Here is a 24023-nt window from a genome sequence, read left to right as displayed (position 1 = left end):
TAGAAAAATATGATGGAGATGAAAACCAGTGAAAAAAACGAAGTTTATATTAATTGTCATCACACTGTTGTTAGCGTGTACTTTATCTGCCTGCGGAGAAAGCTCAGGCAAAACATCAGGGGCAAGCGCTGACTCTGGCACAAGGACATACCATGGAGAAGATGGAGATGTCCAGGTTCCTGCCAAGCCTAAAAGGGTGGCGGTATTGGCACATATCTATGTGGGGAATGTATTGAAGCTTGGAATTACCCCTGTTGCCGTGAATGAATGGGTAAAAGGAAACAAATTTTTCGGGGATAAACTAGAAAATACAGAAGTTGTTGCGGAAGGGTCCATCGAAAAGTTAATAGAATTGGAGCCAGATTTAATTATTGCTTTTTCGTCTGATAAGAATCTAAAGAAATACTCGGAAATTGCTCCAACTGTTGCCCTGACAAATACAGAGTACGATTATTTACAGCAGCATATTGAAATTGGGAAAATTGTAGGGAAAGAAAATGAAGCAGAAAAATGGGTAGAAGAATGGACTGAAAAAGCTAAAGAAGAAAAGGAAAAGGTAAGAGCTGCCATTGGTGAGGATGTAACTGTAACAGTACTCGAAACAATGGGAAAAGAAACATATATTTACGGAAAGAATTGGGGACGGGGAACGGAAATCATTTATCAGGCCCTTGGAATTCAGGCACCTGATAAGGTAGAAAAGGATGTGTTTGGACCCGGCTATAAATCCATATCGACTGAGTTAATCCCAGAATACGCCGGTGACATTATGTTTGTTGGAACAGGAGATGAAACAGGGAAGGGATCCTTTATGGATACAAGTGTATGGAAGGAAATTCCTGCTGTACAAAACAACAAGGTGATAGAATTTGATTCCGAATCATTTTGGTTTAACGATGCCATTTCCCTTGAAAATCAGCTGGAATTTATAGTGAATGAATTAACTAAAGGAAAATAATAGCAGCAATTCAATCGATTAATCCTATATTGGCGAGTATGCAAAATAAGAATAGGAAGAGGAAGCGATTCGCTCCCTGGTTGAAATCTATAACGGAATAAAGCCTCAGCGGTTCATGCCGCCTGAGGCTTTTTCTATCTCTTTCTATCGGATGTGCATTGTGATATACATAATACAAAATATTATTTAAAAAAGCATTGACCGTGTGGTGCACCCCACAGTTTAAGATAAATGGGAGGAAGCGATGTACAAGATCAGCGAGTTTTCGGAAATGACCGGGTTAACGAAGGAAACATTGCGATATTACGCAGAAGTGAAGCTGCTGGAGCCTGCTTTTATTGACTCAAAAAACAATTACCGGTATTACGATGACGGCAGCTATTTTTTGGCTATTCTGTTAATAAAACTAAGAAGACTAGGCTTCACCATTCAGGAAATGATTTCCGTGATGGAGGATGAATCATTCGCCAATCTGGAAGCATTGCTGCTGCAAAAAGAAAACTGATCGAGAAACAAATGGAAGAGCTTCAAGGCCAAATAGATGAAATCGATGCCTTTTTGGAATCGGGGAAGGAGGAAGAATCGTGATTCAATGGAAAGAAGAAATCATGATTGAAAGGAATATTGAAAAGGTGTGGAGGTTGTTTTCCGACCAGCACATAAAGAAAATCATGCCCAAGGTCGAAGAGCACACCCTGATCGAAAAAGGGAACATGAAGCAGGGGCAAAGCACAGGCAAACCTACAGAGAAGGCAAGCGCCAGGAAACTTATATTGTCGAAACGCTGGCATATGAGAATGCAGAGGATAAAAAGCATAAGCAGATCCATTTTGTATTGGGAAAGGCCTTTGAAATCACCCTCGCATTTACGCTGGTCAAAATCGATGACTCCCATACCAGGTTTATTTATGAAGGGGAAAATAAAGGGGTTAACTTCGTAGGAAGGGCCATGCTGAAGCTTGGCGGCGATAAAAACAACCTGAAAGTGGTTGAAGAATTTTTGCAGAAGGTTCGCGAAGAAGCATTCAAGTTATAATAAAAAACACCGCCGGCTCATACCAGCGATGTTTTATCTATTAAACTTCCCGTCTCATTGCCTTCAGCACATCCACTTGTGTCGCGCGCTTGGCCGGACGCCAGCCTGAGAAGATGGTAACTGTCAGACAAATCGCCACACTGATCAATGTCAGGGACCACGGAATGTAGGAAAGCATGAGGCCCTCAGGCGGGGCTTCCTCAAATACTCTTTCCAGCACGAGCGGAAGGGCCAGGTTGACCGCATAGCTGATTCCATAAGCAACAATCGTCCCAAACAGGGCGCCAAGCAGGCCGATATAGCTGCTTTCAAGGACAAAGATCCGCTTAATCGTTTTCGGATGGGCGCCGATCGCTTTCATGATCCCGATATCGGGGGCGCGCTCCGTAACGGCCATCGTCATCGTATTATAAATGCCGATGGAGGCAATGATCAAAGCAATGGTACCGATGAAGAGAAGACCGATTTTTAAAATCGTAAAAACCATATTAATCTGCTTCATCTCGTTCACGATGGAATAAACCATATAATTGCCGTCTTTCAATTGGTCATTGATGCCTGTGACAGCCTCGACATCTTTAGCGTAAAGGCTGACAGTATCGTATATTCGGCCAGTATCCTCGGAAGCTCCCTCCACTTGCTCCGGACTGCCGGCAGGTGTACCGGTGAATGCTTCCACTTCCTTAAAAATATCTTCGGAAATGAAGACCGTGCGGATCTGCATCCATTCTTTAGAAGGCTTTTTCGTGACCCCGGTTATGGTCAGGGGAATGGACTTTTTGATTTCCTTGCCATCCTCCATTTTGATAACTTCCATTTCAATCGTCTTTCCGACTAACTCACCCTTGTAGGCGTATTCTTCTTTTATCGTTCCATCCTCATTAAAGGCATTCTCTCCTTCTTTCGGCTCCAGAGACAGACCATCCGCAAAGGAGGAGCCAACCACCACTTCATTCCCTTTTTCCGGGAGTCTTCCTTCAGAAAGCTCGAATCCTGCTTTCACTTCTTCCGGGAAATAGGCCGAAACAGCTTCTGATTGAGAGGTATAATCCCCTGTTTTAAAGATCGGGCTTTGCTGCAGAGATTGCCTGCGGGTAACTGCTTTTACCCCGGTGATTTCTTGAAAATGTTTGATATCTTCATCTTTGATGCCCTGGAAATTTCCTTCGCCCGCTTCCTTGCCGTGAACCTGGACTTCCGTAACAAGGCTGTCTTCCATTACATCCTGGATGATCGATTTATGAAGCCCGAATCCGACCGATGCCAGCACAATCAGAAAGGTACATCCAATCGCTGTGGCTAAAATCGTCATAAACAGCCTTGTTTTATTCTTTTTCATATTTTGCCTTACAAATCTGAATTGATCTTTTAAATTCATGCCAATACACCCTCCATAACCCTTCCATCTGTGATTTCAATTGTCTTATGGCCGATGGCTGCCACTTTTTCGTCGTGCGTAATAATCAGAAACGTGATGCCCAGATCCCGGTTCAGCTCTTGAATGAACTGCAGCAGCTCGTTTTCTGTTTCACTGTCCAGGCTGCCTGTCGGTTCATCAGCCAGAATGAGGGGAGGATTTACCACAAGCGCCCGGGCGATGCTGACGCGCTGCTGCTGTCCGCCGGAAAGCTCACTTGGATAATGATCTTTATATTCGATAAGGCCTACCCGCTTTAACGTCTCTTCCGTCTTCTGCTGTCTTTCCTTTTCAGTCATCCCTTTGAGAATGAGAGGGAGCTCGACATTTTGGTAAGCCGTCATGCTCGGAATCAGCTGAAAGCTCTGGAAAATGAATCCGAGATTCGCCAGGCGGAAATCAGCGAATTTGCCTTCGTTATAGTCACTGACCTTTTCACCCTGTATCCAGACCTCCCCATGCTTTGGCTTAATAAAACCGCTGATGATATTCAAGAGCGTCGACTTCCCGGATCCGCTCCTGCCCACAATCGTGACAATCTCGCCTTTTTCCACTGAAAAAGAAACATCCTCCAATACCGGAATTACCGTCTTCTTTTCTTTTTTGCCAATCTCAAACGCATGGCTTAATTCTCTAACTTCTATCACGCAATAACCTTCCTTCTAAAAAAGTGTCTGCAATCTAGACGTACGAAAGGGCACTTTCGGCTTCAAAAAAATATAAAATAATTTTTGGTGACAGGCACCACCCGAATTTTGTTGAATCAATTCCGTCCGGTTTGAATATTTTGAATTTTAAAAGAGATAGAGCTACTATGAGTAGTAGTGACACTGTAAAAAAGGAGGAAATGTTATTGGAGCAGACACTTATTAAAGCTGATGATTATGTAACACTATGGGGAATTATTGTGGTATGGGCCTCGGCAAGCATCTATCTGGAGCAGCGTTACAGCTGGGCAGCAAAAATTTCAGGGGCGATTGTTGCCCTGATTGGCGCCATCATTCTATCCAATACCGGCATTATTCCGACAGCATCACCTGTATACGATGCAGTCTGGACTTTTATCATTCCGCTTGCGATCCCATTGCTTCTTTTTCATGTGAAGATTAAAAGAATCTGGCAGGAAAGCGGCCGTCTGCTGATTATCTTTCTGATCAGCTCCATCGGGACAGTGGCAGGGGTGATCATCAGCTTCTTCTTGCTGAAAGATCATATACCTGTCCTTGATAAACTAGGAGCCATGCTCAGCGCGTCCTATATTGGCGGCGGGGTAAACTTCGCGGCCATGGCGGCAAAGTTCAAGACGCCTGGAGAAATGGTATCAGCCGCAGTTGTCGCCGATAATTTAATGATGGCCATTTACTTCGTCGTTCTGATGATGGTACCGGCCATTGGCTTTTTCCGGCGCCGGTTTAAAACGCCGCATGTAGACCAGGTGGAAAGCGGCAGTATAGGAGTAGAGGGGAAGACACTTGCGGAAAGCTTTTGGAAGCGAAAGGACATCTCCTTAAAGGATATCGCGTTATCCGTCGGAACAGCTTTTTTGCTGGTGATTGTTTCATTTAAAGTTGCTGAATTCCTGGACTCCGCCATTCCTTCCGGGGATGACGTTTCTTTCTTTATCAATCTCGTAAACGGGCTGTTTGGAGACAAGTATTTGATGCTGACCACTCTGACGTTCCTGGTATTGGCCATGTTTCCGAGGTACTTCGAGTCTATTAACGGAAGCCAGGAAATCGGCACATTCCTGATTTACCTGTTCTTTGTCGTGATCGGCATCCCGGCATCGATTCCGCTGATTATCGAAAATGCCCCGCTGCTGCTGGTGTTTGTGTTCATTATCGTCGTAGTGAACCTGACTGTATCTTTAACAGCAGGCAAACTGCTAAAATATGACCTCGAAGAAATCCTTTTGGCCAGCAATGCCAATGTCGGCGGCCCGACTACCGCTGCCGCCATGGCCATCGCCAAAGGCTGGAAGGATCTGATCGGACCGATACTCGTCGTCGGAACGCTGGGCTATATCATCGGCAACTACGTTGGAACCGCGCTCGGACTGTGGTTTTCGGGGTTTATGTAAAAATGGAGAAGCGCCCGCAATGGATTTTGCGGGTTTTTTCTATTTTGCATGGCCGTTAACATCTCTAGTATTTCGGTCAATTAATGGATAACGGTCAAAATTTCACTTTATCGGTCAGCTTTTCAATATATCGCTCAGCCGCCGATATTCCAGGCTCCAGCTCCGCTTTCTTCCAAATTCCATCCTTCTGCAAGAAAAATCCAAAGAAATTTTTCGCGATTTGTACTATAATAATAGCTAGTTTATTTTTAGAGAAACGAAATAATAGAAAGCGGTGTTGATACCTTGGATAAACGGTTTGGTACCGTAACGATATTTTCTTCTGTTCAATGGCTATTTTTTATTTTTGCTAATACAGTGATGGTCCCAATTTCGGTTGGAACAGTCTTCGGGCTGCCGGGAGAAACGATTGCGATGATGCTGAGAGCCTCGCTTATCTTTACGGGGCTGGCAACCATTTTTCAAGGCTGGAAAGGGCATCGGTATCCGCTCATGGAAGGCCATTCCGGCTTATTGTGGGGAGTCATCTTAAACCTTGGACTGTCGGCATCGTCCCTTGGCATGAGCTATACGGAAATCGGGGGCGGAATTGCGACAGGCGTACTGCTCGCTTCGGCTGTCACTCTAATTCTAGCAGCCTTCAACGGCATCTCTCTGCTAAAATCGATATTCAGCCCGATGGTGATGTCCGTTTACCTGTTCCTATTAACCTTCCAGCTGATTTTCATCTTTTTCAAAGGCATGATGAAGGTCAGTGAACAGGGCACCATTGATGTTCCCATCACCCTTTATTCCTTTGCACTCGTCATTTTTGTGAGTTTATTAAAATTAAAAGGGAACGCCGTCATCAGCAATTTTTCCATCTTAATAGGATTGCTGGCAGGATGGATAGGCTATGATCTACTGTTTGCCGGTCAAGCGATGCAGGGGACAGCGTCCGGAGATGTGAGCTTTACACTGTTTCCGCTGGGACAGCCTAACCTCGAAATCGGAATTGTGGCCGTCGCCTTTTTTGCCAGTCTGATGAACCTGAGCAACACAGTCGCTTCCATCAGCTCCAGTGACCGTTTATTTAAAAAAGAATCCGGGAAACGCGAATACCGCGGATCGATTTTTATCACCGCAGTTTTCACAGTGATGGGAAGCGGGTTTGGTCTCGTGCCGTATACGCCATTCACCTCATCGATCGGATTTCTGCAAAGCACGAGAATATTGATGAGAACACCATTCTTCATCGGCGGCGCGCTCCTGACGGTCATTGGCCTGATTCCGCATCTCGGGTCATGGCTGGCCGGCATGCCGGTAACAGTCGGGAACGCCGTGCTGTTTGTCGCATATCTGCAGTTATTCGGGACAGCTTTCAACAGCTTAAGCGGAAAAGTGTTCAACTCAGACACAATATTCCGTTTAGCCGCACCCGTCCTGATCGGCATCAGTTTGATGAATACACCGGCCGCGGTATTCGCAGAATTGCCGGTTTTGATTCAGCCATTCCTATCCAACGGGCTTTTGATGGGCGTCCTGATCTCCATTCTTCTTGAAAAAATGGTGAACTGGTCTGCGTTCGAACAGCTGGAATTGAAGAATAACTAGAAAAATCCCCTGTGAAGGGGATTTTTTTAATAGATGGATGATGCATTGGCAGGCAGGATGCGGACATGCTTTAAAAAAGCAGTTACACGCTTATCATCTTCAAACGGGTATTCGAAGCCCAGCTTTTCTGCGACCTCGACGGCCGTTTCTCTGAAAAGGGAGCACATTGTAAAAAGGGCTTCCCATATGTGATGAAAATCGGCGTCTGAATAGGTGGATTCGAACTGCTCCCATACCTCGTCAGGAAGAAAATCGGGCAGATACTTGCCGGCTTTGCCTGCGCTCTTTGTAAAATCGTCTGTGATGCCAACCTTCCATTCGAGCATGGTAATTAGCACATTGCGGTTGATCTGCTCATGCATAAACATCGCATAAGTAAGCTCCCTGCGCCAAAGCCCTTTGCTGATATTCATCGTGATCCACCAAAATTCATTGCAGAGATCTGCAAATTCCTGGGCATCCGGTTTCTTGATCAGATAATCCCGGTCACTGGCTGGCGGCAGGTACCCAATCAGTCCATCCTTATCAAGAAGCAGCACACTCAGACTGTCGGGCTCCAGCAGCTCATCCATCTCGTCAGCCGGAATCAAAGTCAGATCAATCCTGTTCCCGTCCATAAACTGCATCAAATAGGGGAAGCGTCCGTGCCCATCGGCAGGCGGCAGCACCTTCTCCTCCGGCATCTGCATCATAACCCGCTCGCCAAATACATCCACCCAGCTATGATCACAGGTAAAGGACTCCATTTCCCTAACTATGTACACAATATCGTAATCCTGGAAAATATCCTTCCTCACATTCGGATTCGCGCGCGAGCCATTCAGAATAACCGCGCGCACCCGTTCATCTTCCCGGGCTGTTGATAAAATCAGATTCATCATCTCGGTTTCGGTTCTTGATTTCATGTGGCCTCCTGGATTGTTTGGTTATACTATTAAGATACTTTCTTTAAGGGGGAATTCCTCCTGTTTTCATCATAAACCCGAAAAAGGGCAACTGAGTGGGAGGGAAGGGCTTCAGTATTGCTGCTGAATCCCTCATTTGGCGGATAATGATTCGGAATAACTCCCATATTTCATGGTGTATCTCTCAATTGGTCGATAATGATTCGGAATAACTCCCATATTTCATGTGGCATCTCTTGTTTGGTCGTTAATGATTAGAATTAACTCCCATATTTCATGTGGCATCTCTTGTTTGGTCGTTAATGATTAGAATTAACTCCCATATTTCATGTGGCACCTCTTGTTTGGTCGATAATGATTAGGATTAACTCCCATATTTCATGTGGCACCTTTGTTTGGTCGATAATGATTAGGATTAACTCCCATTTTTCATGTGGCACCTCTTGTTTGGTCGATAATGATTAGGATTAACTCCCATATTTCATGGTGTATCTCTTGTTTGGTCGTTAATAGCATGGACTAACGATCATTCCTCATGGATGGATTTCCCTTTTTGTCGTTATACCTTGAGATTAAATAATTTGAAGCCTTCGTGAAGCCGAAAAGGCACCAAAAGCAGAAGAATGGTCGCCATGGATCGCCGATGAAGCCGAAAAAGCACCAAAGCCAGAAAAATGGTCGCCATGAATCGCCGATGAAGCCGAAAAAGGCACGAGAGGCAGAAAAATGGTCTCCATGAAGCTCTCATGAAGCCGAAAAAGGAGCCAGATGCAGAAGAATGGTCGCCATGAAGCTCTCATGAAGCCGAAAAAGGAGCCAGAGCCAGAAAAATGGTAGTCATGAAGCCTTCATGAAGCCGAAAAAGGCATCTGAGCCAGAAAAATGGTCGCCATGAAGCTCTCATGAAGCCGAAAAAGGAGCCAGATGCAGAAGAATGGTCGCCATGAAGCTCTCATGAAGCCGAAAAAGGAGCCAGAGCCAGAAAAATGGTCGCCATGAAGCTCTCATGAAGCCGAAAAAGGAGCCAGAGCCAGAAAAACGGCCGCCATAAATCCTCCATAAAAAAAGAACCAGGTGCCTTCCTAAGCTCCTGATCCCCAATACAATTAAGCATGCACCAATTTCACCTGCTGCTTTAAAATCTTCCCGCTCGCATTCCGCGGCAATTCATCCACAAAGGAATATATCCGCGGACATTTAAACTCAGCCAGATGTTCAGCCGCAAATGCGCGCAATTCCTCTTCTGAAGCATCTCCCTTCAGCACGACAACAGCCTTAACGGTTTCGCCCCATTCTTCATGCGGCACACCGACCACACAGGATTCCAAAACCGCGTCATGCTTCGCGAGTACTTCTTCGACTTCACGCGGATAAATGTTGACGCCGCCCGAGATGATGACATCCTTTTTACGGTCGACGATGTAAAAGTAGCCATCCTTATCCCGATAGGCAATATCGCCAGTATAGAGCCAGCCATCCTTCATCGCGGCATTTGTTTCATCCGGGTTATTGTCATACCCCAGCATGAGGCTGTCACCTGTCAGAAGAATCTCGCCGTATTCATTGGGAGCCGTATCGGTGCCATCCGGACGGACGACCCGGATTTCCATATTAACCGTCGGATTTTTGCCGATGCTTCCCGCCTTTTCCAGATGCTCTTCCGGATATAATAAAATTCCATTCGGGCCCGCTTCCGTCAACCCGTAAACCTGATAAAAGTTTTCGTTCTGAAATGCTTTTTTTACATGATGATAGGAGGCAAGTGCCAGCGGACCGCCGCCATATGCAAAAACACGCATGCTGGATAAATCATAAGAAGCCAAATCCGGATCCTTTGCCGCAAGCAAATAGGCAACCGGAGCCGCAAATGAGAAGGTCGTCTTTTCCTGCTGAATCCAGTTCAGGAACCCTTTAGGCGTAAAGTCCCCAATTACATGAGAGGCGCCGCAGTAAAACCCGCTCATGAAAAAAGTATTCAAAGGAGCAGAGTGGGAGAGCGGCATTAGGGTAAGCATGGAATCACAATGCGATAAGCTGAAATTAACCGAAACCGCGGCGGCAATCGAAAGTATGCGTTCATGGTTAAACACAACTCCCTTTGGCGTACCGGTTGTTCCGGATGTAAAAAGAATCTCGCAGACATCCCGTGAATCAATTGGCACATCAAGATTGCCGTCAGAAAGATGAACTGAAGCCTCAACCGCATCCTGAATCGAAACATAGAAATTCAAATTCTCTTTTAATGCTGTCACCGTTTCAGTAAGCTCATCCTCATACAGAACCCCTGCAGCACTCGCGTTTTGAAAAATAGCCCCCAATTCCTTCGGTGTCAGACGGACATTCATCGGCATTGGAATGGCGCCGATCTTCATGCAGGCAAAAAAAGCATAAAAGAAGTGCTCATTATTGCGGGACATCACTGCAATCCGGTCACCCCGCCGGATACCTTCACCCTGAAGATATCGTGCCAGTCTGTTGCATGTACGGTTCATGTCTGCGTAGGTAAGGCGGTTCGACGCCGTAATAAAGGCGTCCTTTTCAGGAAACTTCCTTGCATTTCTCTCCAATACTCCGTGAATCGTTGCTCCCACTTAGCTCAGCCCCTTTTAAATGAATAATTTTATGTTTTCACCCGGCTGTTTTCATACTTTTCTTTGTAAGTCAGAATGTCTTCCCGCAGCATCTGCAGCTGCATGATCTGCTCTTCAATTTCCTTTAGCTTGCTGTCAGCGAATGCAATAATCCTGCTTTTTTCCGCTTCACCTTCCGGATTTAATTCATAAAGATCAATCATTTCCTTGATTTCCTGAAGGCTGAAGCCTAGTTTTTTCCGCGCAGAATCATCTTCAGCCGCCGGCGCTCACGATTCGTATAGCTGCGCTGTTTAGTCATGCTGTCACGGTTTTCCGAAGTCAGCATGCCAATTTCCTCGTAATAGCGGATCGTCCTTGAGCTGATGTCAAACATCGTCGCAAGCTCGCTGATGGTGAAAATCTTTTCTACTGTCATTATGTATCCTCCTAGTTGACGTTAACGTTAGCTTAGTTTTATAATAATTCTGAAAATTAGTATTTGTCAATCAAAAAAGGAGTGATTTTTCCATGACGATAACTTCCCAGGACCAGCAGATAAGAGGAAAGAATTCATACACATTTGATGAATTTTTAGAGAAGCGCAACAATCTGGATTGGTATAAGGATGATCCATTTTTGCAAAAGGCCTTAAAGAAATATGCAGGCTCACAATATGAACAGATACATATTGAGCTGCAGCATTTTTCTCCTGCTGTTTCTTCCAGATGGAGCACCCTTGCAGAAAGAGCGGCAAGGCCGGAAGTCCGTCCGTATTTGCTTCATTTTGATGCCTTCAATCACCGCATTGACCGTGTCATCCGTCCAATGGAAACACATCAGCTGGAAAAAGAAGTGTTCAGTACAGGTCTCTTTTCAAGCAAAATGCCAGCCTGGGAAAGTTTTGCCAAGCGGATGCTGATACATCAGCTGGGGAAGCCGGTGTCGCCTGCCCGCTGACATGCACGATTGGATTAATTGCACTCCTTGAACAATATCCGAATGAAGATATTCCAGAGCTGGAGCAAATTTTACAGCATACGAAAGAGGGGCTGGGTGGGGACTTTGCGATAGGTGCCCAATTCATGACAGAAATCCAGGGAGGATCGGATTTGCCTGCCAATGTACTTGAGGCTGTTCCAGATGGAAAAATCTATCGCCTCTACGGCAATAAATTTTTCTGTTCGGTTGCCCATGCCGACTATTCGGTGGTCACTGCGAAAATTTCCGGCACTGATAAAGTATCGACATTTATTGTTCCGTCCTGGCTTCCGGGAGATAAAGAAAAAGAAAAACGCAATGGGTATGAAATCAACCGGATCAAGTGGAAAATGGGAACGGCCGAGCTTCCGACAGGGGAATTCCAGTATAATGGGGCTCTTGCTTATCCGGTTGGCCCGGCAGGAAAAGGGGTGGCCGTTGCGGTCGGTATCGTCCTGACACTATCCCGCCTTGAAATTGGCATTGCCTGCGCAGGATTCATGCTCCGGGCAGCACGTGAAGCCAGTCTGTATGGAAATTTCCGGACTGTTTTTGGCAAAAAGGTAAAAGATTATCCGCTATCAGCGAGAACACTGAAGAAAATTGAAAACGCTGCACACCGCACAGCGGCAGGCGCTTTTAAAATCTATGATCAATTCCTGCTTCTTGATCAGCCGCTGAATGCCGGTATTCCGGTTGATCAGCCAATTGAACTGAGAAAACAGCTGTTTAACCTGAGGGAGCTTGTGCTTCTGCAGAAAATCTGTGCAACAAACGAAGGAGCAGAGGTGCTGCGCGATGCCATCTCCGTCTTTGCCGGCCATGGCGTCATGGAGGAATTCTCCTCACTGCCGCGCATTTTCCGCGATATTGTTGTCAATGAACAGTGGGAAGGCCCGCGCAATCTGCTGCTGACGCAAATTTACCGCGATATTCAGAGAGTGACAGACTGGTATCCGCCAGCTGATTTTGTTGCGAACGTGCTGGAAGGTGCATCTCAGGCAACGATTGATCGATTTGCCGAGCAGCTGACAGATCTGCTCCAGCGACCGGTGTGCGGGGAGTCAGCGAAGCTTCCATGGAAGCGGCTGAAGAATGGGATGTGTTCTGTGATTCCATTTTTAAAGCGTATCAGAAAATTGCGCTGGAAGAATTGCAGTAAAGAGAAGCCTGGCGGAAGCCCGCCAGGCTATTTGAGTACTTAATCGCGAAATTTTCAATATAAACGCGAAATCTAAATCTTATCCGGGAAACCGGTCAATGCTTAATCCGATAGATAACCGATGCCAGGAAATTAGCCAGAAAAAAGACCGGGTTTCCCTGAATGTTTTCATGCAGAACCAGTTCGCCCGCTCTCATATTGTCATACATTTCTCCCTGTCTTTTCCCCTTCGCCTTATTTTTAGCTTCTTCTTTTTTTATAGCGGTTAAATAGCGGTATTGCATCGGCAGGATCAGGAGAGATAGCAATACATAAAGTCCGAGTATTCCCCAAAAAATGTTTAAAAGCATCATGTCCCCTCCTATTTAATTCCATTTTACACCAAATCTTTTGTGTTTGTATTCAGGAACGTATGTTCTTTTTTTATGCATAAATTTCCCTCTTCCAAAATAAGATGAAATATCATCCAAGAAAAGAGGCGATCCACATGATTACAAAAGAGATGCTGGTCCGTTTTGATGAGCTGAACCGCAGGAAGAAAGATTTGGAAGCCGAACTCGATAAACTTAAAGACATGTTCCACCAGTATTTCGATACAGCAGTGGGACAGAATGAAAAAGGAGAAGTGAAGATTGACAGCTACAAATTGCAGAGGCAGATTAGAAGGACAGAAAAATTCGACCCCGCTCCAACTGTCAGCAAACTGGAGGAGCTGAATCTTCTCGACCTGATTCAAAAGCGACCTGATGAAGGGAAAATAAAATCCGCTGTGGATCTGGGATTGATTAAGGAGTCAGACCTGGAAGGATGCAGAATTTCTAAAACGACCGCAGCTCTCCTAATTAAAAAGCTGGATTAATCATTTTTTTATAAAAAGTGTTTGACCTTCACGCTGCGTAAAGGTGTATCGTAATAAACAGAAAGTACTTTCTAGATTTTTCAATGTCTAGCTGCAGCGCCTAACCAGTATTTTCGTCTTACTGTGCAAGGCGCTTCCGCTTTTCTTGAAAGGAGGCAATCGCATGGAATACACAGTGCAGAAGCTTGCGCAGATGGCCGGGGTCAGCTCGAGAACCCTCAGGTATTATGATGAAATTGGCATTCTTAAGCCGGCAAGAACCTCGTCAGGATACCGGATTTATGGCCAGCAGGAAGTTGACAGACTGCAGCAGATTCTGTTTTACAGAGAACTTGGCATCAGCCTTGATCAAATTAAGGAAATTATCTCAGCACCCGCTTTCGATGCTGCCGATGCACTGAAGGAGCACCGCGAGAAACTCCTTGAGAAAAGAAAGCAGCTCGATCTGCTTATTACGAATGTAGAAAAAACCATAGCGTCAGCTGAAGGGAGAACGACCATGTCAGACAAAGAGAAGTTTGAAGGATTCAAAAAGAAAATGATTGAAGATAATGAGGAACAATACGGAAAAGAAATCCGTGAGAAATATGGTGATGAGACGGTTGATAAATCCAATGCCAAACTCATGAACATGACCCAGGAGGAGCATGAGGCCGTAACGAAACTGGCTGAAGAGGTGAACACTGCTCTAGCCGAAGCCATGCAAACTGGCGATCCGGCAGGCGAGCTTGCACAAAAAGCAGCCGATCTGCACAAGCAGTGGATCACTTTCTACTGGAGTGAATACAGCAAAGAGGCCCACGCCGGTCTTGCGGAAATGTATGTGGCAGATGAAAGGTTTAAAGCCTATTATGATAAAATTCGCCCAGGTGCGGCCGAGTTTTTAAGAGATGCGATTAACATTTATACTGGACAGCAATAGAAATGAAAGCGGCTGGCTCTGCCAGCTGCTTTTTTGTGTGAAAACTTTATGCGCCGCTGCTGCTGATTATTGCGTTGTTTTGATGGATCATTGCGCTATTCTGCATTATGATTGCGCCGTTCGCCCAGTAAAATGCATCAACATCACCATTAAATGCGCCATCATACCAGATATGCGCCGCTTCATCCAATATGTGCGCCGACCCGCAACGTGATAGTGCCGTTCGCCCAGTAAAATGCGTCAACATCACCAGTAAATGCGCCATCATGCCAGATATGCGCCGCTTCATCCAATATGTGCGCCGACCCGCAACTTCCGCCCAATTAAATGCGTATGCATCACCTGTAATTGTGCCATCACACCAAATATATGCCGATTCAATCAACAATTGCGCCATCCCCACCATAATTGCGCCCGCCAGCAGAATATTTATGCAATCCCACTAACCCGCCAATATTTCACTAAAACCATCGGCTTACTGTATGTAACTCACTGCATGGGGAAAGATGAATAACATGATACCAACTCGGGCAGGCAGGTGATGAGATGAGCCGCATTCCTTCATATAAAGATGAGCAAAACCTAAGGGAAAAGTTAAGAGATGTTTCTTTTGAGCATTGGCTGAATGAGGATTTGTTCAGCTTTAATTGGTGGCTGCTGCTGGCTGCGAGCATTTTGCCGTTTTTTATTTGGTGGAGGCTGGTGGATAAGGGCCGGTTCTTTGAAATACTTGCTTTCGGGCTGCTATGTGCAATCTTCGCCTGTTTTCTTGATGTTGTAGGATTGAACTTTATTTTGTGGGGATATCCGGATAAGCTGTTCCATTTTATTCCGCCGTTAGTGCCTGCAGATTTTGTGGTGATACCCATATCGGGAATGCTGATTTATCAGTATTTTAATACGTGGAAAAGCTATGCAGCTGCAGCGGTAGGCCTTGGAATCCTGTTTGCTTATATCTTTGAACCGTTATTCAGCTTTTTGAATATGTTTGTCCTTATCAATTGGAAGCACACCTATTCCTTCATCGGTTTTATCATCTTTTTCTTGGCGTCCGCCTCTTAATGGTTTCCTTAAAGCGTGCGGCAGAAAAAATAAAGTAAGCGGTCAGCAAAGCTGGCCGCTGTTTTACTGGATTAATAGTCATATCTATGGGAACATTTTTTACAGCAGCAAAAATGCAGGTGTTCGAATGAGCATTTCTTGCAAGGGCAATGATGAATTTCCGGTGAGCATTTTTGGCAGGAGCATCTTTTATGCTCATCAGAGCATTTTTTACAGGGACAGTGAGGTTTAAAATCACTCGTGCATTTCTTACAGCCGTGATGTTCATGTTTGTCCTTCTTTTTGCAGCAGACTTTCTTCTTATAATAATATTCTTCAACACAATATTGGCACATGGGATTCACTCCTTTCTCTCCTACTAATATATGAAGGAAAAAACAGAAGGAAAGAGCCCTTGTCCATAGTGCTTGAAAATCCGCAAAAGCCCCCTCAGTATTTGAGGGGGCGGAAGTATGTTAATTAATGGTCTCAGGAATCACTTTAACATCGCTGCTTTTCTTTTCTTGCTTTTTCTTCAGCCAGCCAAAGCGGAGGCTGGATGTGGTGAACAAGCGGTAAACCGCCGGGATCAGCAGCAGCGTGATAAAGGTCGCAAACAGCAGGCCGGAAATAATGACCGTTGCCATTGGCGCCTGATAGTTGCCGGAAGTTCCCGATGCAAGGGCAAGGGGCAGCATTCCGCCAACCGTTGTCAGGGTAGTCATGAATATCGGCCGGATCCGGTTTTTGCCTGCTTCCAGAAGGGCCACTTCAACAGAGAAGCCTTCCAGGCGGAGCTGATTCGTACGGTCGATCAGCAGGATGGCGTTATTGAGCACAATCCCAATCAGCATCACAATTCCCATTCCTGACATTACGCTAAGCTCCATCTGTGTCAGAAACAAACCGAGAATGACCCCGACGATGGTCATCGGAATGACAGACATGACGATCAGCGGATGGCCAAGGTGGTTAAATTGGACAGCCATCACCAGGTACACAAGGAAAATCGCAATTGCTAAAACAAACACCATATCCATGATTAATTCCTGCTGCTGTTCAAGATCCCCGGCAGCTGCCACGCTATAGCCAGCAGGTGCATCAAAATCATTGATCAGCTTTTGGACATCCCGGTTCACGGCACCAAGGTCCTTGCCTTCAATATCAGCAGAAATGGAGATGAAGCGCTCCCCGTCATGATGGGAAATTTCATTTGGTGTATCTACACTCTTCAATTCAATAAAGGAAGATAATGCTTTCTCGCCCTGGGCAGTTGGAACCTTTAAATCCAGAAGATCTGACCTGGAATCTGTCTTCTCAGCCCATTTCAAGGCAAGCGGCACATTTTCTTCATTCATGGACATTTCCCCGACAGGCATTTCCATGAACGCCTGCTCAATAAACTGCCTGATTTGCAGCTGGGTTAAGCCTGCCGTTTCAATCGCTTCTTCTTTTAATACAACAACCTGCTCCTCAGACGTACGCTCCATTGAGTTGGTCACACCGACGATGCCGTCAATCTTTTCGAGCTCCTCAGAAAAATCACCGGTAAGCTTCTGCAGATCTGCAAAATCTTCGCCCGTAATATTCACCTGGACCGGTGATCCGCCGCCAGCCGACATCGCACTCTGGACATTTTTAACCGGAAGGGAATCCGATAGGCTGCGAAGTTGCTTCATAATATCTTCATTGACATCTTTTTGCTCTCTTGAAATGTCATCGCCTTTTGTCATATTGATGATTGCATAGAACATGCCGCCGCTGTCCATGACATAATTGGACTCTACATCTTCAATCGACTGCAGTTTCTGATTGATTCCTTGAGCGATGTCTTCTTTATCTTCAACAGAAATACCTGTTTCCAGGTCAACCATCAGCTCTGTGTAGCGGTTAAACATATCCGGCATAATCGTCATCGGAATTTTCGTCACAAGCGTTAATGAACCGGCAAACATCAGGAAGAAAATCGCAATGACTGCAAAACTGTACCGCTTTTTCCGGATGGTCCAGGCCACAATCCGGCTATAAAGGCGCATAATCGGCCCTTCTTTGCGCTCCTTCTTCGGCTTGGGCAGTTTCAGCAATTTTTCTGAAAGCGAAGGGATCAAAGTAAACGAGACAATAACCGAACTGATGAGTGTAATGGCTACAACTGCAGACAGCATGATCATGAATGTACCCACATCGCCGCCAATGAGGCCGATCGGCAGGAATACCACGATCGTAGTGAGCATCGAAGCAATAACTGCTGATGAAACCTCTTTCGTTCCTTCCAAAACGGACTCAAGCCTGCCAAGTCCCTGTTCCTTTTTTCGATAGATGGATTCAATGATGACAATCGAAGAATCCACCATCATCCCGATCCCCAGGCCAAGCCCAATCAGGGTCAGGATATTAAAGCTGTAATCAAAAACCCACATCGCCGTAAACGTCAGAAGGATGGAAGTGGGGATCGACAGTCCGATGATAAAGGTGGCCCTTACATTCCTCAAAAAGATTAAAAGAATGGCAATGGCAATGACGCCGCCGGTTAAAATGTTGCCGGTCACGCCATCAATTGATTCCTGCACATAATCTGCCTGTGCCACCATTTCGTTCAGCTCAAAGCCTTTTACCAGCCCGTCTTCGCGGATGTTTTTCACTTCATCGCGGACCGCAGCTGCCATTTCAATTTGCGTGGCATTAGCAGCACGGCCAACCTGGACAAAGATGAAATCCTTTGTTCCGTTTTTCCAGACGAACGATGAGCTTTCAATCGGCTGAAATTGAACATCTGCAACATCTTTCAAATCAACAAATCCATTTGGTGATGGGATTTTAATATTCTGTACATCCTCCACATTTTCGAGCTTCGTATTCCAGCGGAGGGAAGGAGAGCTGGCATCCCTGCTGAGTTCTCCCAGTGTGGCTTCGCTGTTAACCTGCTGAATCGCACCAATCACAGCTGTAGAATCCAGCCCTTTTTCAGCCAATTTGCTGCGGTCCAGTTCAATGATTACCTCGTGCTCCTGAACTCCTGCAAGCGATACGTCGCGGACTTCCGGCAATGCTTCCAGGCGCGGTTCAAGAACCTTTTTGGCAAAAGCGGTCATATCCTCCATGCTGCCGCCGGATACATCCATATAGAATTCATAGCTTTGCGTGGTCCCATACTGCCCTGAAGTAACATCCGTGATCGCGGCATTCTCACCTTTAGCGGCGTTTGCAGCCGTTTCTACTTCTTTAGAAAGTTCATCGCCCCGACCCTGTTCAAACGTAATTTGAAGTGAGCTCCGTCCAATCGCCGATGTGGAGTCAACCGATTCTACTCCCTCAATCCCCCTGATTTGCTGCTCCAGGGGGTTGGTTATCGATCGCTCCACTTCAATAGCTGCCATTTCACCGGCATTGACCTCCACATAAGCGCCATCCATCGTTACCGGCGGCATCAGCTCTTTATCCAATTCGATAATGGAAAAGCTGCCGATGGCCAAAATCAGCACCGTCATAAGGGCAACCAAAATCTTTCTCTGCACAATCATTTTTAATAATTTCATAAACAGTCTCCTTACTCCCTAATAGTGAAAATTTGCACCCAAGACCTATTTATACAGAGGAAAATAGGTATTAATAACTGCTCTTTCTTTAATTTTCCAATAATTCGACCGACCTAATTCGGCAAAATATGATCTTGTTTGCAGGAAAAACTTAACAATTCTTACAAATACTATCTTAACCGGGATTAACTCGAGTCATAACGAGCCAGAGACATATCTTGGCATCGGGCTTGAGGCTGAGAAGAAGGGGGATTAAGGACGAAAAGTGGGGAGAGGAGAGAAGATGGTAGTTAATCATCCGGATTAACGACGAAAACGTGGAGAGAGTAGAGAAAATGGTAGCTAATCAACCGGATCAACGACGAAAACGTGGAGAGAGTAGAGAAAATGGTAGCTAATCAACCGGATTAACGACGAAAACGTGGAGAGAGGTAGAAAAATGGTAGCTAATCAACCGGATTAACGACGAAAAGTGGGGAGAGGAGAGAAGATGGTAGTTAATCATCCGGATTAACGACGAAAACGTGAAGAGAGGTAGAAAAATGGTAGCTAATCAACCGGATTAACGACGAAAACGTGGAGAGAGGTAGAAAAATGGTAGCTAATCAACCGGATTAACGACGAAAACGTGGAGAGAGTAGAGAAAATGGTAGCTAATCAACCGGATCAACGACGAAAACGTGGAGAGAGTAGAGAAAATGGTAGCTAATCAAGCGGATTAACGACGAAAACGTGGAGAGAGGTAGAAAAATGGTAGCTAATCAACCGGATTAACGACGAAAACGTGGAGAGAGGTAGAAAAATGGTAGCTAATCAACCGGATTAACGACGAAAACGTGGAGAGAGTAGAGAAAATGGTAGCTAATCAAGCGGATTATAGAGGAAAATGTGGAGAGCAGCGAGAAAATGCTAGTTAATCATCCAAAATAACGACGAAAAAGCTTCAGTTATTCCTCCAGCAAACAAAAAACTTCAGCCATTCCCTATAACCCTTCCAAAATGACAATCCCAATCAGTATGTTATACTGAAAAAAAAACAGAAAACTCCCAAGTTTGGAGGAGAGTTCATGTATACAGTCTTTTCAACATTTGACGTACCCGACGAAAAGTCGGAGGAAGTCATTAGCATATATAAAAATCGCTCGCGGTCGGTCGATCAGGCGGAGGGGTTTATCGATTTTCTGCTGCTGCAGAATGATAAGCGCCCTGGCGAACTGACGGTGCAGCTCATCTTTGATACAAAGGAAAATTATTTAAATTGGGTTCGCAGCGAGGATTTTAAGAGAATCCATGATTTAGAGAAAAAGTATCCGGATCAGGAACTGGCAGCAGTGGTTCCAAAAGTTTCGCAATTCAAGGTGGTGGCTAAGTGAGCTTTGAAAAGATCGTAAACCATGTAACCGAAAAGATCTATGAACGCGAGCCTTTCCTGCTGGAGCGGTTTGGCGAACAAGGAAAAGAGAAGTGCCGCGAAGATAACCATCATCATATGAAGCATCTCGAGACAGCGTATGAGCTGAACCAATCTGCTTTTTTCACTGATTATGCCGTATGGCTTGATGGCATTTTAAAGAAGCATGGGATGAATACCCGGCATCTGATCGACAATTTCGAAATCATTCAGGCTGTGCTGGCTGAAGATAACGATTCTCCTGAAAAGGCAGAGAGATTCCATCTTTATCTGGCGGAAGCCATTGCTGTTTTGAAAGGTGAACCTGTTAAGGGAGGAGTGTAAGATGAACCACGCTGAAACACTCGCTTCCTTATTGCTTCAAGGTGATTCTGCGAAAGTTTGGGAGAACATTCAAAAGCAACCGCAGCTATCGCGCCTTGAAGTTTATCAAAATCTGATTACACCTGCGATGCAGCACATCGGCCACCTATGGGAGACGAATCAAATCACTGTGGCAGATGAACATCTGGCAACAGCAACATGTGATTTTGTCCTCTCAAAGCTCGCATACCGGCAGGAAAAAGACAATCAAACCAAAAAGCCATGTTTCTCTGCCTGGATGGGGAACAGCATTATATTGGCCTGAAAATGGTCAACAGCCTTTTTGAAGAGCACGGCTGGGAGACAAAGTACTTTGGCCCGAGCCTTCCTTTGGAATATGCACTGAAAACGGCAAAGGACTGGAAGCCGAGTGTAATCGGTCTATCGGTCAGCATCGTCTATCACCTGCCGAAGCTGAAGGAATATGCCGAAGCCTTTGCCAAGCTGACGCATAAGCCGGCTGTTCTTCTTGGCGGGCGCTTAGCCGGGAAGTATGACCTGCTTCCTTATTGCTCCGATCATACGGTCATTCTAAAGGATTTGCCGGAAACAAAGGAATGGCTGCAAAACAATGAAGCGGGAGGACAGCAAAATGCAATATTTTGATCAGCCGCTTCCGCTTGCGTTTTTAAAAGCTGACAGGAACGGAAAAATAGTAAGCTACTCTGGCATAGCACGGGAAAGCTTTGACCTGAGCGAGGGGCATTTAAAAGGAATCATCGATGAGGAAAGCATAGAAAAGCTGATTCAGTACAGCTGGGAGCCTGGGCTGGATCCTGTGAAGCTGGAACTGAATATGAAGACCAGGGAAACACCGCTATCTTTATTTGAGGTCCATATTCAATGGGACAGCGAGGATTATGCCAATATGCTATTCTTGCCAAAAGACAGCTCTAATGAAAACTTGATGGATAAGCTGATGCAGCTGCAGCAGCGCCTGTCCTCAACAGACTTTGAACTTCTGGAGAAAAAGAAGAGCTGGAGCAGGTGCTGATCCGCTTAAATCAGCTGTCCGGGCCGTTTATTCCGCTGTCGGAAACGCTCTGCATGATTCCTTTATTTGGGGATATTACAGCAGATAAAATAAACGTTATTTCCGAAAGCTGTCTCAAAGCCGTTTTTGCCGGCGAATATGAAGAAATTCTCTTTGATCTGACGGCGGTTGGGGAAATTGAAGGAAAAGGCATTGAGAAATTCACCCAGCTGCTTAAAACACTCAACTTCATGACAGGCAGCATCATCAAATTGATTGGCATTAAGCCAAACCTGGCAAAAGTGCTGAATACCTATAAGCTGGATGAATGGGTGCAGATCGATCAATCCCTGAAGCAAGTCTTAAATGTTTATTTTAATCGGAATGAGTTAGGGGCCTCTTAGGAGGTCCTTTTTTTGTCAAAACTTCTGAATGCGAAATAGTTTGACAATTACCTTATTTAAAATCATGATAGTAAGTAAAATAATCGGAAGTCGGGGGCAGGAAAAATGGGTTTGCCGAAGGAAAGGCATAGCGGATACAGTCAAGAAGTACAGAAGGGTTCGTTCTTAAGGGATCTGACAGCGGAAAACATTTCATCTGGAATCATTGCAAGCACACTGGTTATGACGGGGCCGGCCCTGATCATTTTACAGGCTGCGTCAGCAGGGGATTTACTGATCAGCAGACGATTAACTGGATGTTTGCGGTTTATTTTTTCGGGGGTGTATACAGCATCCTCCTGCCGCTTCTATATAGGATTCCCATTACAGGAGGGCATTCGATTACTGGAGCGGCCTTTTTGGCGACTGTGACTGCCCAATATTCGTATCCGGAACTGATAGGCGGGTATGTGATGTCCGGGCTGCTGATTTTTCTGGTTGGCATTTCAGGGCTGTTTACAAAAATCATTGGCTGGGTGCCGAAAGAAGTCATCGCATCCATGCTTGGCGGATTGGTTGCCGGCTATGTCGTGAAGCTCGTACCGGCCATCCAGGAAATGCCTGTTATCGGGGGAGCGGCTTTAATCAGTTTTCTGCTTTTTACGAGATATGTGAAGAAGTTCCCGCCTGTGCTCGCGGCCGTCGCGATTGCCTTTGCGGTATTGTATTTGACAGCTGATTTAAATCCGGCTAAGGAGATTGCTTATTTCCTGCCATCTATTCAAGTACCGGAATTCAGCTGGATGGGGTTTGTGACGATTGCCCTGCCGCTTGCGATGCTGATATTGAGCAATGACGCTGCGCCAGGAATTGGGGCACTGGAAAGTGAGGATTTCAAGCCGCCTATTCGTAAAATCGTCTCGTCAAGCGGCGCCTTCTCCATAATCACCAGCTTCTTTGGCGGCCAGTGTGCCAATATCGCCGGCATGATGAGCGCCATCTGTGCCGGGCCGGATTCAGGGCCTAAGGAAAAGCGGTATATGGGAGCTGTTGTTTCAGGTGCTATTACGATTGTTTTTGGCATATTTGCCTGGAAAATCGTGCCCTTTATCCAATCGCTTCCGCAGGCCTTCGTTTCATTGCTGGCCGGGTTCGCTCTGATCGGCGTCCTGCATTCCAGCCTGCAAATGGGCTTCTCCGAAAACCGCTACCGGCTAAGCGCGCTCGCAGCCTTCATCGTCACTTTGTCAGGCATAAGCTTTCTCCATATCAGCGCACCCGTATGGGGACTCATTGCCGGGGCGGTATTGGCCCGGACAATAGAAAGATAAGTGGTTGACAGGCACCACCCGAAATCTGGCGAATATATCGAAGAGGTGTTAATAGATTGAAAGAATTGCAAAGCTTTATGAGAGAGTATCAAAAAGAGATGGGCTGGGAGATCAGCGATGAGAATTATGCCAGGAGCCGCGATTCCCTATTAAATAACTATATGCTGCTGACAACCGAAGTAGCGGAGGTTGCTGAAGAGCTGCGCAAGGCCTTTAACCTTGTCCGCGAATATGCCGAAGAAGGAATGGATGAAGAACTGGCCTTTCAATTAGCTAGTGATCAAGTAAAAGAAGAACTTGGCAAAGAACTCGCAGACTGCCTGGCCTATCTGATTAAATTCTATAACTTCTTTGGCATTGACTTGGAGGAGAGTTTTTACGGGAAAATGGATGAAGTCAGGAAAAGAAGGAATAAGGATGGGAGTTTGGCAGAAAAATAGATAGTTTGCAGCAATATAGATTGTAATGTCCTTGAGTGAATTTCACGAAACTTATTAGATAG

General features: G+C 45.6%; 30 protein-coding genes. 19 read left to right on the top strand and 11 right to left on the bottom strand.

The window, feature by feature from the left end; all coding sequences use genetic code 11:
• Positions 1 to 28: 28 nt before the first annotated feature.
• The 3 genes from M5V91_RS17340 to M5V91_RS17330 all read left to right on the top strand — a co-directional run bounded on the left by M5V91_RS17340 (position 29) and on the right by M5V91_RS17330 (position 1994).
• Positions 29 to 958: an iron-hydroxamate ABC transporter substrate-binding protein gene (locus tag M5V91_RS17340; RefSeq protein ID WP_251174034.1), complete on the top strand. Its 930-nt coding sequence runs from the start codon at positions 29 to 31 to the stop codon at positions 956 to 958.
• A gap of 244 nt (positions 959 to 1202) precedes the next feature.
• Positions 1203 to 1463: a MerR family transcriptional regulator gene (locus M5V91_RS17335; RefSeq protein ID WP_284521379.1), complete on the top strand. Its 261-nt coding sequence runs from the start codon at positions 1203 to 1205 to the stop codon at positions 1461 to 1463.
• Positions 1464 to 1592: 129 nt separating this feature from the next.
• Positions 1593 to 1994, top strand: coding sequence for an SRPBCC family protein (locus M5V91_RS17330; RefSeq protein ID WP_439649944.1), 402 nt, complete (start codon positions 1593 to 1595; stop codon positions 1992 to 1994).
• A 40-nt stretch (positions 1995 to 2034) separates the two neighbouring features.
• Here M5V91_RS17330 and M5V91_RS17325 read toward each other — a convergent pair whose 3' ends face one another.
• Both M5V91_RS17325 and M5V91_RS17320 read right to left on the bottom strand, forming a co-directional pair.
• On the bottom strand, positions 2035 to 3372 hold the full coding sequence (locus M5V91_RS17325) for an ABC transporter permease (RefSeq protein WP_009335104.1): 1338 nt from the start codon (positions 3370 to 3372) through the stop codon (positions 2035 to 2037).
• Entirely contained in the window at positions 3369 to 4058 is a 690-nt protein-coding gene (locus M5V91_RS17320) for an ABC transporter ATP-binding protein (RefSeq protein WP_019379362.1), read from the bottom strand. The genes M5V91_RS17325 and M5V91_RS17320 overlap by 4 nt, the downstream gene beginning before the upstream one ends.
• 206 nt (positions 4059 to 4264) lie before the next feature.
• On the opposite strand from M5V91_RS17320, the gene M5V91_RS17315 reads away from it, so the two are divergent.
• Positions 4265 to 5491 (top strand): DUF819 family protein, encoded by a 1227-nt coding sequence (locus M5V91_RS17315; protein WP_251174033.1) that lies wholly within the window; start codon positions 4265 to 4267, stop codon positions 5489 to 5491.
• Positions 5492 to 5776: 285 nt separating this feature from the next.
• Positions 5777 to 7084 carry a uracil/xanthine transporter gene (locus M5V91_RS17310; RefSeq protein ID WP_217036172.1) on the top strand — a complete coding sequence of 436 codons (1308 nt, stop codon included), beginning with the start codon at positions 5777 to 5779 and terminating at the stop codon, positions 7082 to 7084.
• Positions 7085 to 7110: 26 nt separating this feature from the next.
• Here the strand turns inward: M5V91_RS17310 and M5V91_RS17305 are convergent, their stop codons facing one another.
• The 5 genes from M5V91_RS17305 to M5V91_RS17285 form a co-directional block, all read right to left on the bottom strand.
• Positions 7111 to 7989, bottom strand: a complete 879-nt coding sequence (locus M5V91_RS17305; protein WP_019379358.1) for an aminoglycoside 6-adenylyltransferase — start codon at positions 7987 to 7989, stop codon at positions 7111 to 7113.
• Positions 7990 to 8561: 572 nt separating this feature from the next.
• Positions 8562 to 8726, bottom strand: coding sequence for a hypothetical protein (locus M5V91_RS17300; protein ID WP_175502191.1), 165 nt, complete (start codon positions 8724 to 8726; stop codon positions 8562 to 8564).
• Between the two features lie 369 nt (positions 8727 to 9095).
• Positions 9096 to 10580, bottom strand: a complete 1485-nt coding sequence (locus M5V91_RS17295) for a class I adenylate-forming enzyme family protein (RefSeq protein ID WP_251174032.1) — start codon at positions 10578 to 10580, stop codon at positions 9096 to 9098.
• A gap of 29 nt (positions 10581 to 10609) precedes the next feature.
• The gene (locus tag M5V91_RS17290) at positions 10610 to 10783 is read right to left on the bottom strand and encodes a hypothetical protein (RefSeq protein WP_284521378.1); all 174 of its coding nucleotides are present in this window, start codon (positions 10781 to 10783) and stop codon (positions 10610 to 10612) included.
• Positions 10784 to 10809: 26 nt separating this feature from the next.
• Positions 10810 to 10998, bottom strand: coding sequence for a MerR family DNA-binding transcriptional regulator (locus M5V91_RS17285; protein ID WP_284521377.1), 189 nt, complete (start codon positions 10996 to 10998; stop codon positions 10810 to 10812).
• Between the two features lie 92 nt (positions 10999 to 11090).
• On the opposite strand from M5V91_RS17285, the gene M5V91_RS17280 reads away from it, so the two are divergent.
• Positions 11091 to 11519 carry an acyl-CoA dehydrogenase family protein gene (locus tag M5V91_RS17280; protein WP_284521376.1) on the top strand — a complete coding sequence of 143 codons (429 nt, stop codon included), beginning with the start codon at positions 11091 to 11093 and terminating at the stop codon, positions 11517 to 11519.
• Positions 11520 to 11644: 125 nt separating this feature from the next.
• Positions 11645 to 12745 carry an acyl-CoA dehydrogenase family protein gene (locus M5V91_RS17275; RefSeq protein ID WP_284521375.1) on the top strand — a complete coding sequence of 367 codons (1101 nt, stop codon included), beginning with the start codon at positions 11645 to 11647 and terminating at the stop codon, positions 12743 to 12745.
• A gap of 52 nt (positions 12746 to 12797) precedes the next feature.
• On the opposite strand, the gene M5V91_RS17270 is transcribed toward M5V91_RS17275, so the two are convergent.
• Entirely contained in the window at positions 12798 to 13055 is a 258-nt protein-coding gene (locus M5V91_RS17270; RefSeq protein WP_009335096.1) for a DUF3949 domain-containing protein, read from the bottom strand.
• Positions 13056 to 13189: 134 nt separating this feature from the next.
• Here M5V91_RS17270 and M5V91_RS17265 point away from each other — a divergent pair, with 134 nt between their 5' ends.
• Together M5V91_RS17265 and M5V91_RS17260 are read left to right on the top strand one after the other, a co-directional pair.
• Positions 13190 to 13561, top strand: a complete 372-nt coding sequence (locus M5V91_RS17265; RefSeq protein WP_019379353.1) for a hypothetical protein — start codon at positions 13190 to 13192, stop codon at positions 13559 to 13561.
• Positions 13562 to 13724: 163 nt separating this feature from the next.
• Positions 13725 to 14483 carry a MerR family transcriptional regulator gene (locus tag M5V91_RS17260; protein ID WP_251174030.1) on the top strand — a complete coding sequence of 253 codons (759 nt, stop codon included), beginning with the start codon at positions 13725 to 13727 and terminating at the stop codon, positions 14481 to 14483.
• Positions 14484 to 14529: 46 nt separating this feature from the next.
• Here the strand turns inward: M5V91_RS17260 and M5V91_RS17255 are convergent, their stop codons facing one another.
• Positions 14530 to 14889, bottom strand: a complete 360-nt coding sequence (locus M5V91_RS17255) for a hypothetical protein (protein WP_251174029.1) — start codon at positions 14887 to 14889, stop codon at positions 14530 to 14532.
• Positions 14890 to 15029: 140 nt separating this feature from the next.
• On the opposite strand from M5V91_RS17255, the gene M5V91_RS17250 reads away from it, so the two are divergent.
• Positions 15030 to 15545 (top strand): CBO0543 family protein, encoded by a 516-nt coding sequence (locus M5V91_RS17250; RefSeq protein ID WP_284521374.1) that lies wholly within the window; start codon positions 15030 to 15032, stop codon positions 15543 to 15545.
• Here the strand turns inward: M5V91_RS17250 and M5V91_RS17245 are convergent.
• Both M5V91_RS17245 and M5V91_RS17240 read right to left on the bottom strand, forming a co-directional pair.
• On the bottom strand, positions 15517 to 15813 hold the full coding sequence (locus M5V91_RS17245; RefSeq protein ID WP_284521373.1) for a hypothetical protein: 297 nt from the start codon (positions 15811 to 15813) through the stop codon (positions 15517 to 15519). The genes M5V91_RS17250 and M5V91_RS17245 overlap by 29 nt on opposite strands.
• A gap of 187 nt (positions 15814 to 16000) precedes the next feature.
• Complete coding sequence (locus M5V91_RS17240; protein WP_251174028.1) at positions 16001 to 19060, bottom strand: efflux RND transporter permease subunit; 3060 nt, start codon at positions 19058 to 19060, stop codon at positions 16001 to 16003.
• Positions 19061 to 20127: 1067 nt separating this feature from the next.
• On the opposite strand from M5V91_RS17240, the gene M5V91_RS17235 reads away from it, so the two are divergent.
• The 9 genes from M5V91_RS17235 to M5V91_RS17195 all read left to right on the top strand — a co-directional run bounded on the left by M5V91_RS17235 (position 20128) and on the right by M5V91_RS17195 (position 23961).
• Positions 20128 to 20433 carry an antibiotic biosynthesis monooxygenase family protein gene (locus M5V91_RS17235; protein WP_009335090.1) on the top strand — a complete coding sequence of 102 codons (306 nt, stop codon included), beginning with the start codon at positions 20128 to 20130 and terminating at the stop codon, positions 20431 to 20433.
• On the top strand, positions 20430 to 20795 hold the full coding sequence (locus tag M5V91_RS17230) for a globin family protein (RefSeq protein ID WP_019382658.1): 366 nt from the start codon (positions 20430 to 20432) through the stop codon (positions 20793 to 20795). The genes M5V91_RS17235 and M5V91_RS17230 overlap by 4 nt, the downstream gene beginning before the upstream one ends.
• A gap of 1 nt (position 20796) precedes the next feature.
• Complete coding sequence (locus M5V91_RS17225) at positions 20797 to 21099, top strand: B12-binding domain-containing protein (RefSeq protein ID WP_284521372.1); 303 nt, start codon at positions 20797 to 20799, stop codon at positions 21097 to 21099.
• Complete coding sequence (locus M5V91_RS17220; RefSeq protein WP_284521371.1) at positions 21057 to 21440, top strand: cobalamin B12-binding domain-containing protein; 384 nt, start codon at positions 21057 to 21059, stop codon at positions 21438 to 21440. Before M5V91_RS17225 ends, M5V91_RS17220 begins: the two co-directional genes overlap by 43 nt.
• On the top strand, positions 21427 to 21828 hold the full coding sequence (locus M5V91_RS17215; RefSeq protein ID WP_284521370.1) for a GAF domain-containing protein: 402 nt from the start codon (positions 21427 to 21429) through the stop codon (positions 21826 to 21828). Before M5V91_RS17220 ends, M5V91_RS17215 begins: the two co-directional genes overlap by 14 nt.
• The gene (locus M5V91_RS17210; protein WP_284521369.1) at positions 21822 to 22211 is read left to right on the top strand and encodes an STAS domain-containing protein; all 390 of its coding nucleotides are present in this window, start codon (positions 21822 to 21824) and stop codon (positions 22209 to 22211) included. Before M5V91_RS17215 ends, M5V91_RS17210 begins: the two co-directional genes overlap by 7 nt.
• A gap of 105 nt (positions 22212 to 22316) precedes the next feature.
• Positions 22317 to 22622, top strand: coding sequence for a hypothetical protein (locus M5V91_RS17205; protein WP_284522318.1), 306 nt, complete (start codon positions 22317 to 22319; stop codon positions 22620 to 22622).
• Positions 22508 to 23521: a benzoate/H(+) symporter BenE family transporter gene (locus M5V91_RS17200; RefSeq protein WP_284521368.1), complete on the top strand. Its 1014-nt coding sequence runs from the start codon at positions 22508 to 22510 to the stop codon at positions 23519 to 23521. Before M5V91_RS17205 ends, M5V91_RS17200 begins: the two co-directional genes overlap by 115 nt.
• Before the next feature lie 56 nt (positions 23522 to 23577).
• Positions 23578 to 23961, top strand: coding sequence for a MazG nucleotide pyrophosphohydrolase domain-containing protein (locus tag M5V91_RS17195; protein WP_009335085.1), 384 nt, complete (start codon positions 23578 to 23580; stop codon positions 23959 to 23961).
• Positions 23962 to 24023 lie beyond the last annotated feature (62 nt).

This window comes from Cytobacillus pseudoceanisediminis (genome assembly GCF_023516215.1).
Classification (GTDB): domain Bacteria; phylum Bacillota; class Bacilli; order Bacillales; family Cytobacillaceae; genus Cytobacillus; species Cytobacillus pseudoceanisediminis.
This window is presented reverse-complemented; position numbering and strand designations above follow the sequence as displayed.

Bases quoted from the DNA above. Each gene is read 5' to 3' on its own strand.
- M5V91_RS17335 (WP_284521379.1), top strand. From the start codon at position 1,203: ATGTACAAGATCAGCGAGTTTTCGGAAATGACCGGGTTAACGAAGGAA.
- M5V91_RS17325 (WP_009335104.1), bottom strand. From the start codon at position 3,372: ATGAATTTAAAAGATCAATTCAGATTTGTAAGGCAAAATATGAAAAAG.
- M5V91_RS17305 (WP_019379358.1), bottom strand. From the start codon at position 7,989: ATGAAATCAAGAACCGAAACCGAGATGATGAATCTGATTTTATCAACA.
- M5V91_RS17300 (WP_175502191.1), bottom strand. From the start codon at position 8,726: ATGGAGACCATTTTTCTGCCTCTCGTGCCTTTTTCGGCTTCATCGGCG.
- M5V91_RS17290 (WP_284521378.1), bottom strand. From the start codon at position 10,783: ATGATTGATCTTTATGAATTAAATCCGGAAGGTGAAGCGGAAAAAAGC.
- M5V91_RS17285 (WP_284521377.1), bottom strand. From the start codon at position 10,998: ATGACAGTAGAAAAGATTTTCACCATCAGCGAGCTTGCGACGATGTTT.
- M5V91_RS17280 (WP_284521376.1), top strand. From the start codon at position 11,091: ATGACGATAACTTCCCAGGACCAGCAGATAAGAGGAAAGAATTCATAC.
- M5V91_RS17275 (WP_284521375.1), top strand. From the start codon at position 11,645: ATGACAGAAATCCAGGGAGGATCGGATTTGCCTGCCAATGTACTTGAG.
- M5V91_RS17270 (WP_009335096.1), bottom strand. From the start codon at position 13,055: ATGATGCTTTTAAACATTTTTTGGGGAATACTCGGACTTTATGTATTG.
- M5V91_RS17265 (WP_019379353.1), top strand. From the start codon at position 13,190: ATGATTACAAAAGAGATGCTGGTCCGTTTTGATGAGCTGAACCGCAGG.
- M5V91_RS17260 (WP_251174030.1), top strand. From the start codon at position 13,725: ATGGAATACACAGTGCAGAAGCTTGCGCAGATGGCCGGGGTCAGCTCG.
- M5V91_RS17255 (WP_251174029.1), bottom strand. From the start codon at position 14,889: ATGGTGGGGATGGCGCAATTGTTGATTGAATCGGCATATATTTGGTGT.
- M5V91_RS17250 (WP_284521374.1), top strand. From the start codon at position 15,030: ATGAGCCGCATTCCTTCATATAAAGATGAGCAAAACCTAAGGGAAAAG.
- M5V91_RS17245 (WP_284521373.1), bottom strand. From the start codon at position 15,813: ATGAACATCACGGCTGTAAGAAATGCACGAGTGATTTTAAACCTCACT.
- M5V91_RS17240 (WP_251174028.1), bottom strand. From the start codon at position 19,060: ATGAAATTATTAAAAATGATTGTGCAGAGAAAGATTTTGGTTGCCCTT.
- M5V91_RS17235 (WP_009335090.1), top strand. From the start codon at position 20,128: ATGTATACAGTCTTTTCAACATTTGACGTACCCGACGAAAAGTCGGAG.
- M5V91_RS17225 (WP_284521372.1), top strand. From the start codon at position 20,797: ATGAACCACGCTGAAACACTCGCTTCCTTATTGCTTCAAGGTGATTCT.
- M5V91_RS17220 (WP_284521371.1), top strand. From the start codon at position 21,057: ATGTTTCTCTGCCTGGATGGGGAACAGCATTATATTGGCCTGAAAATG.
- M5V91_RS17215 (WP_284521370.1), top strand. From the start codon at position 21,427: ATGCAATATTTTGATCAGCCGCTTCCGCTTGCGTTTTTAAAAGCTGAC.
- M5V91_RS17205 (WP_284522318.1), top strand. From the start codon at position 22,317: ATGGGTTTGCCGAAGGAAAGGCATAGCGGATACAGTCAAGAAGTACAG.
- M5V91_RS17200 (WP_284521368.1), top strand. From the start codon at position 22,508: ATGTTTGCGGTTTATTTTTTCGGGGGTGTATACAGCATCCTCCTGCCG.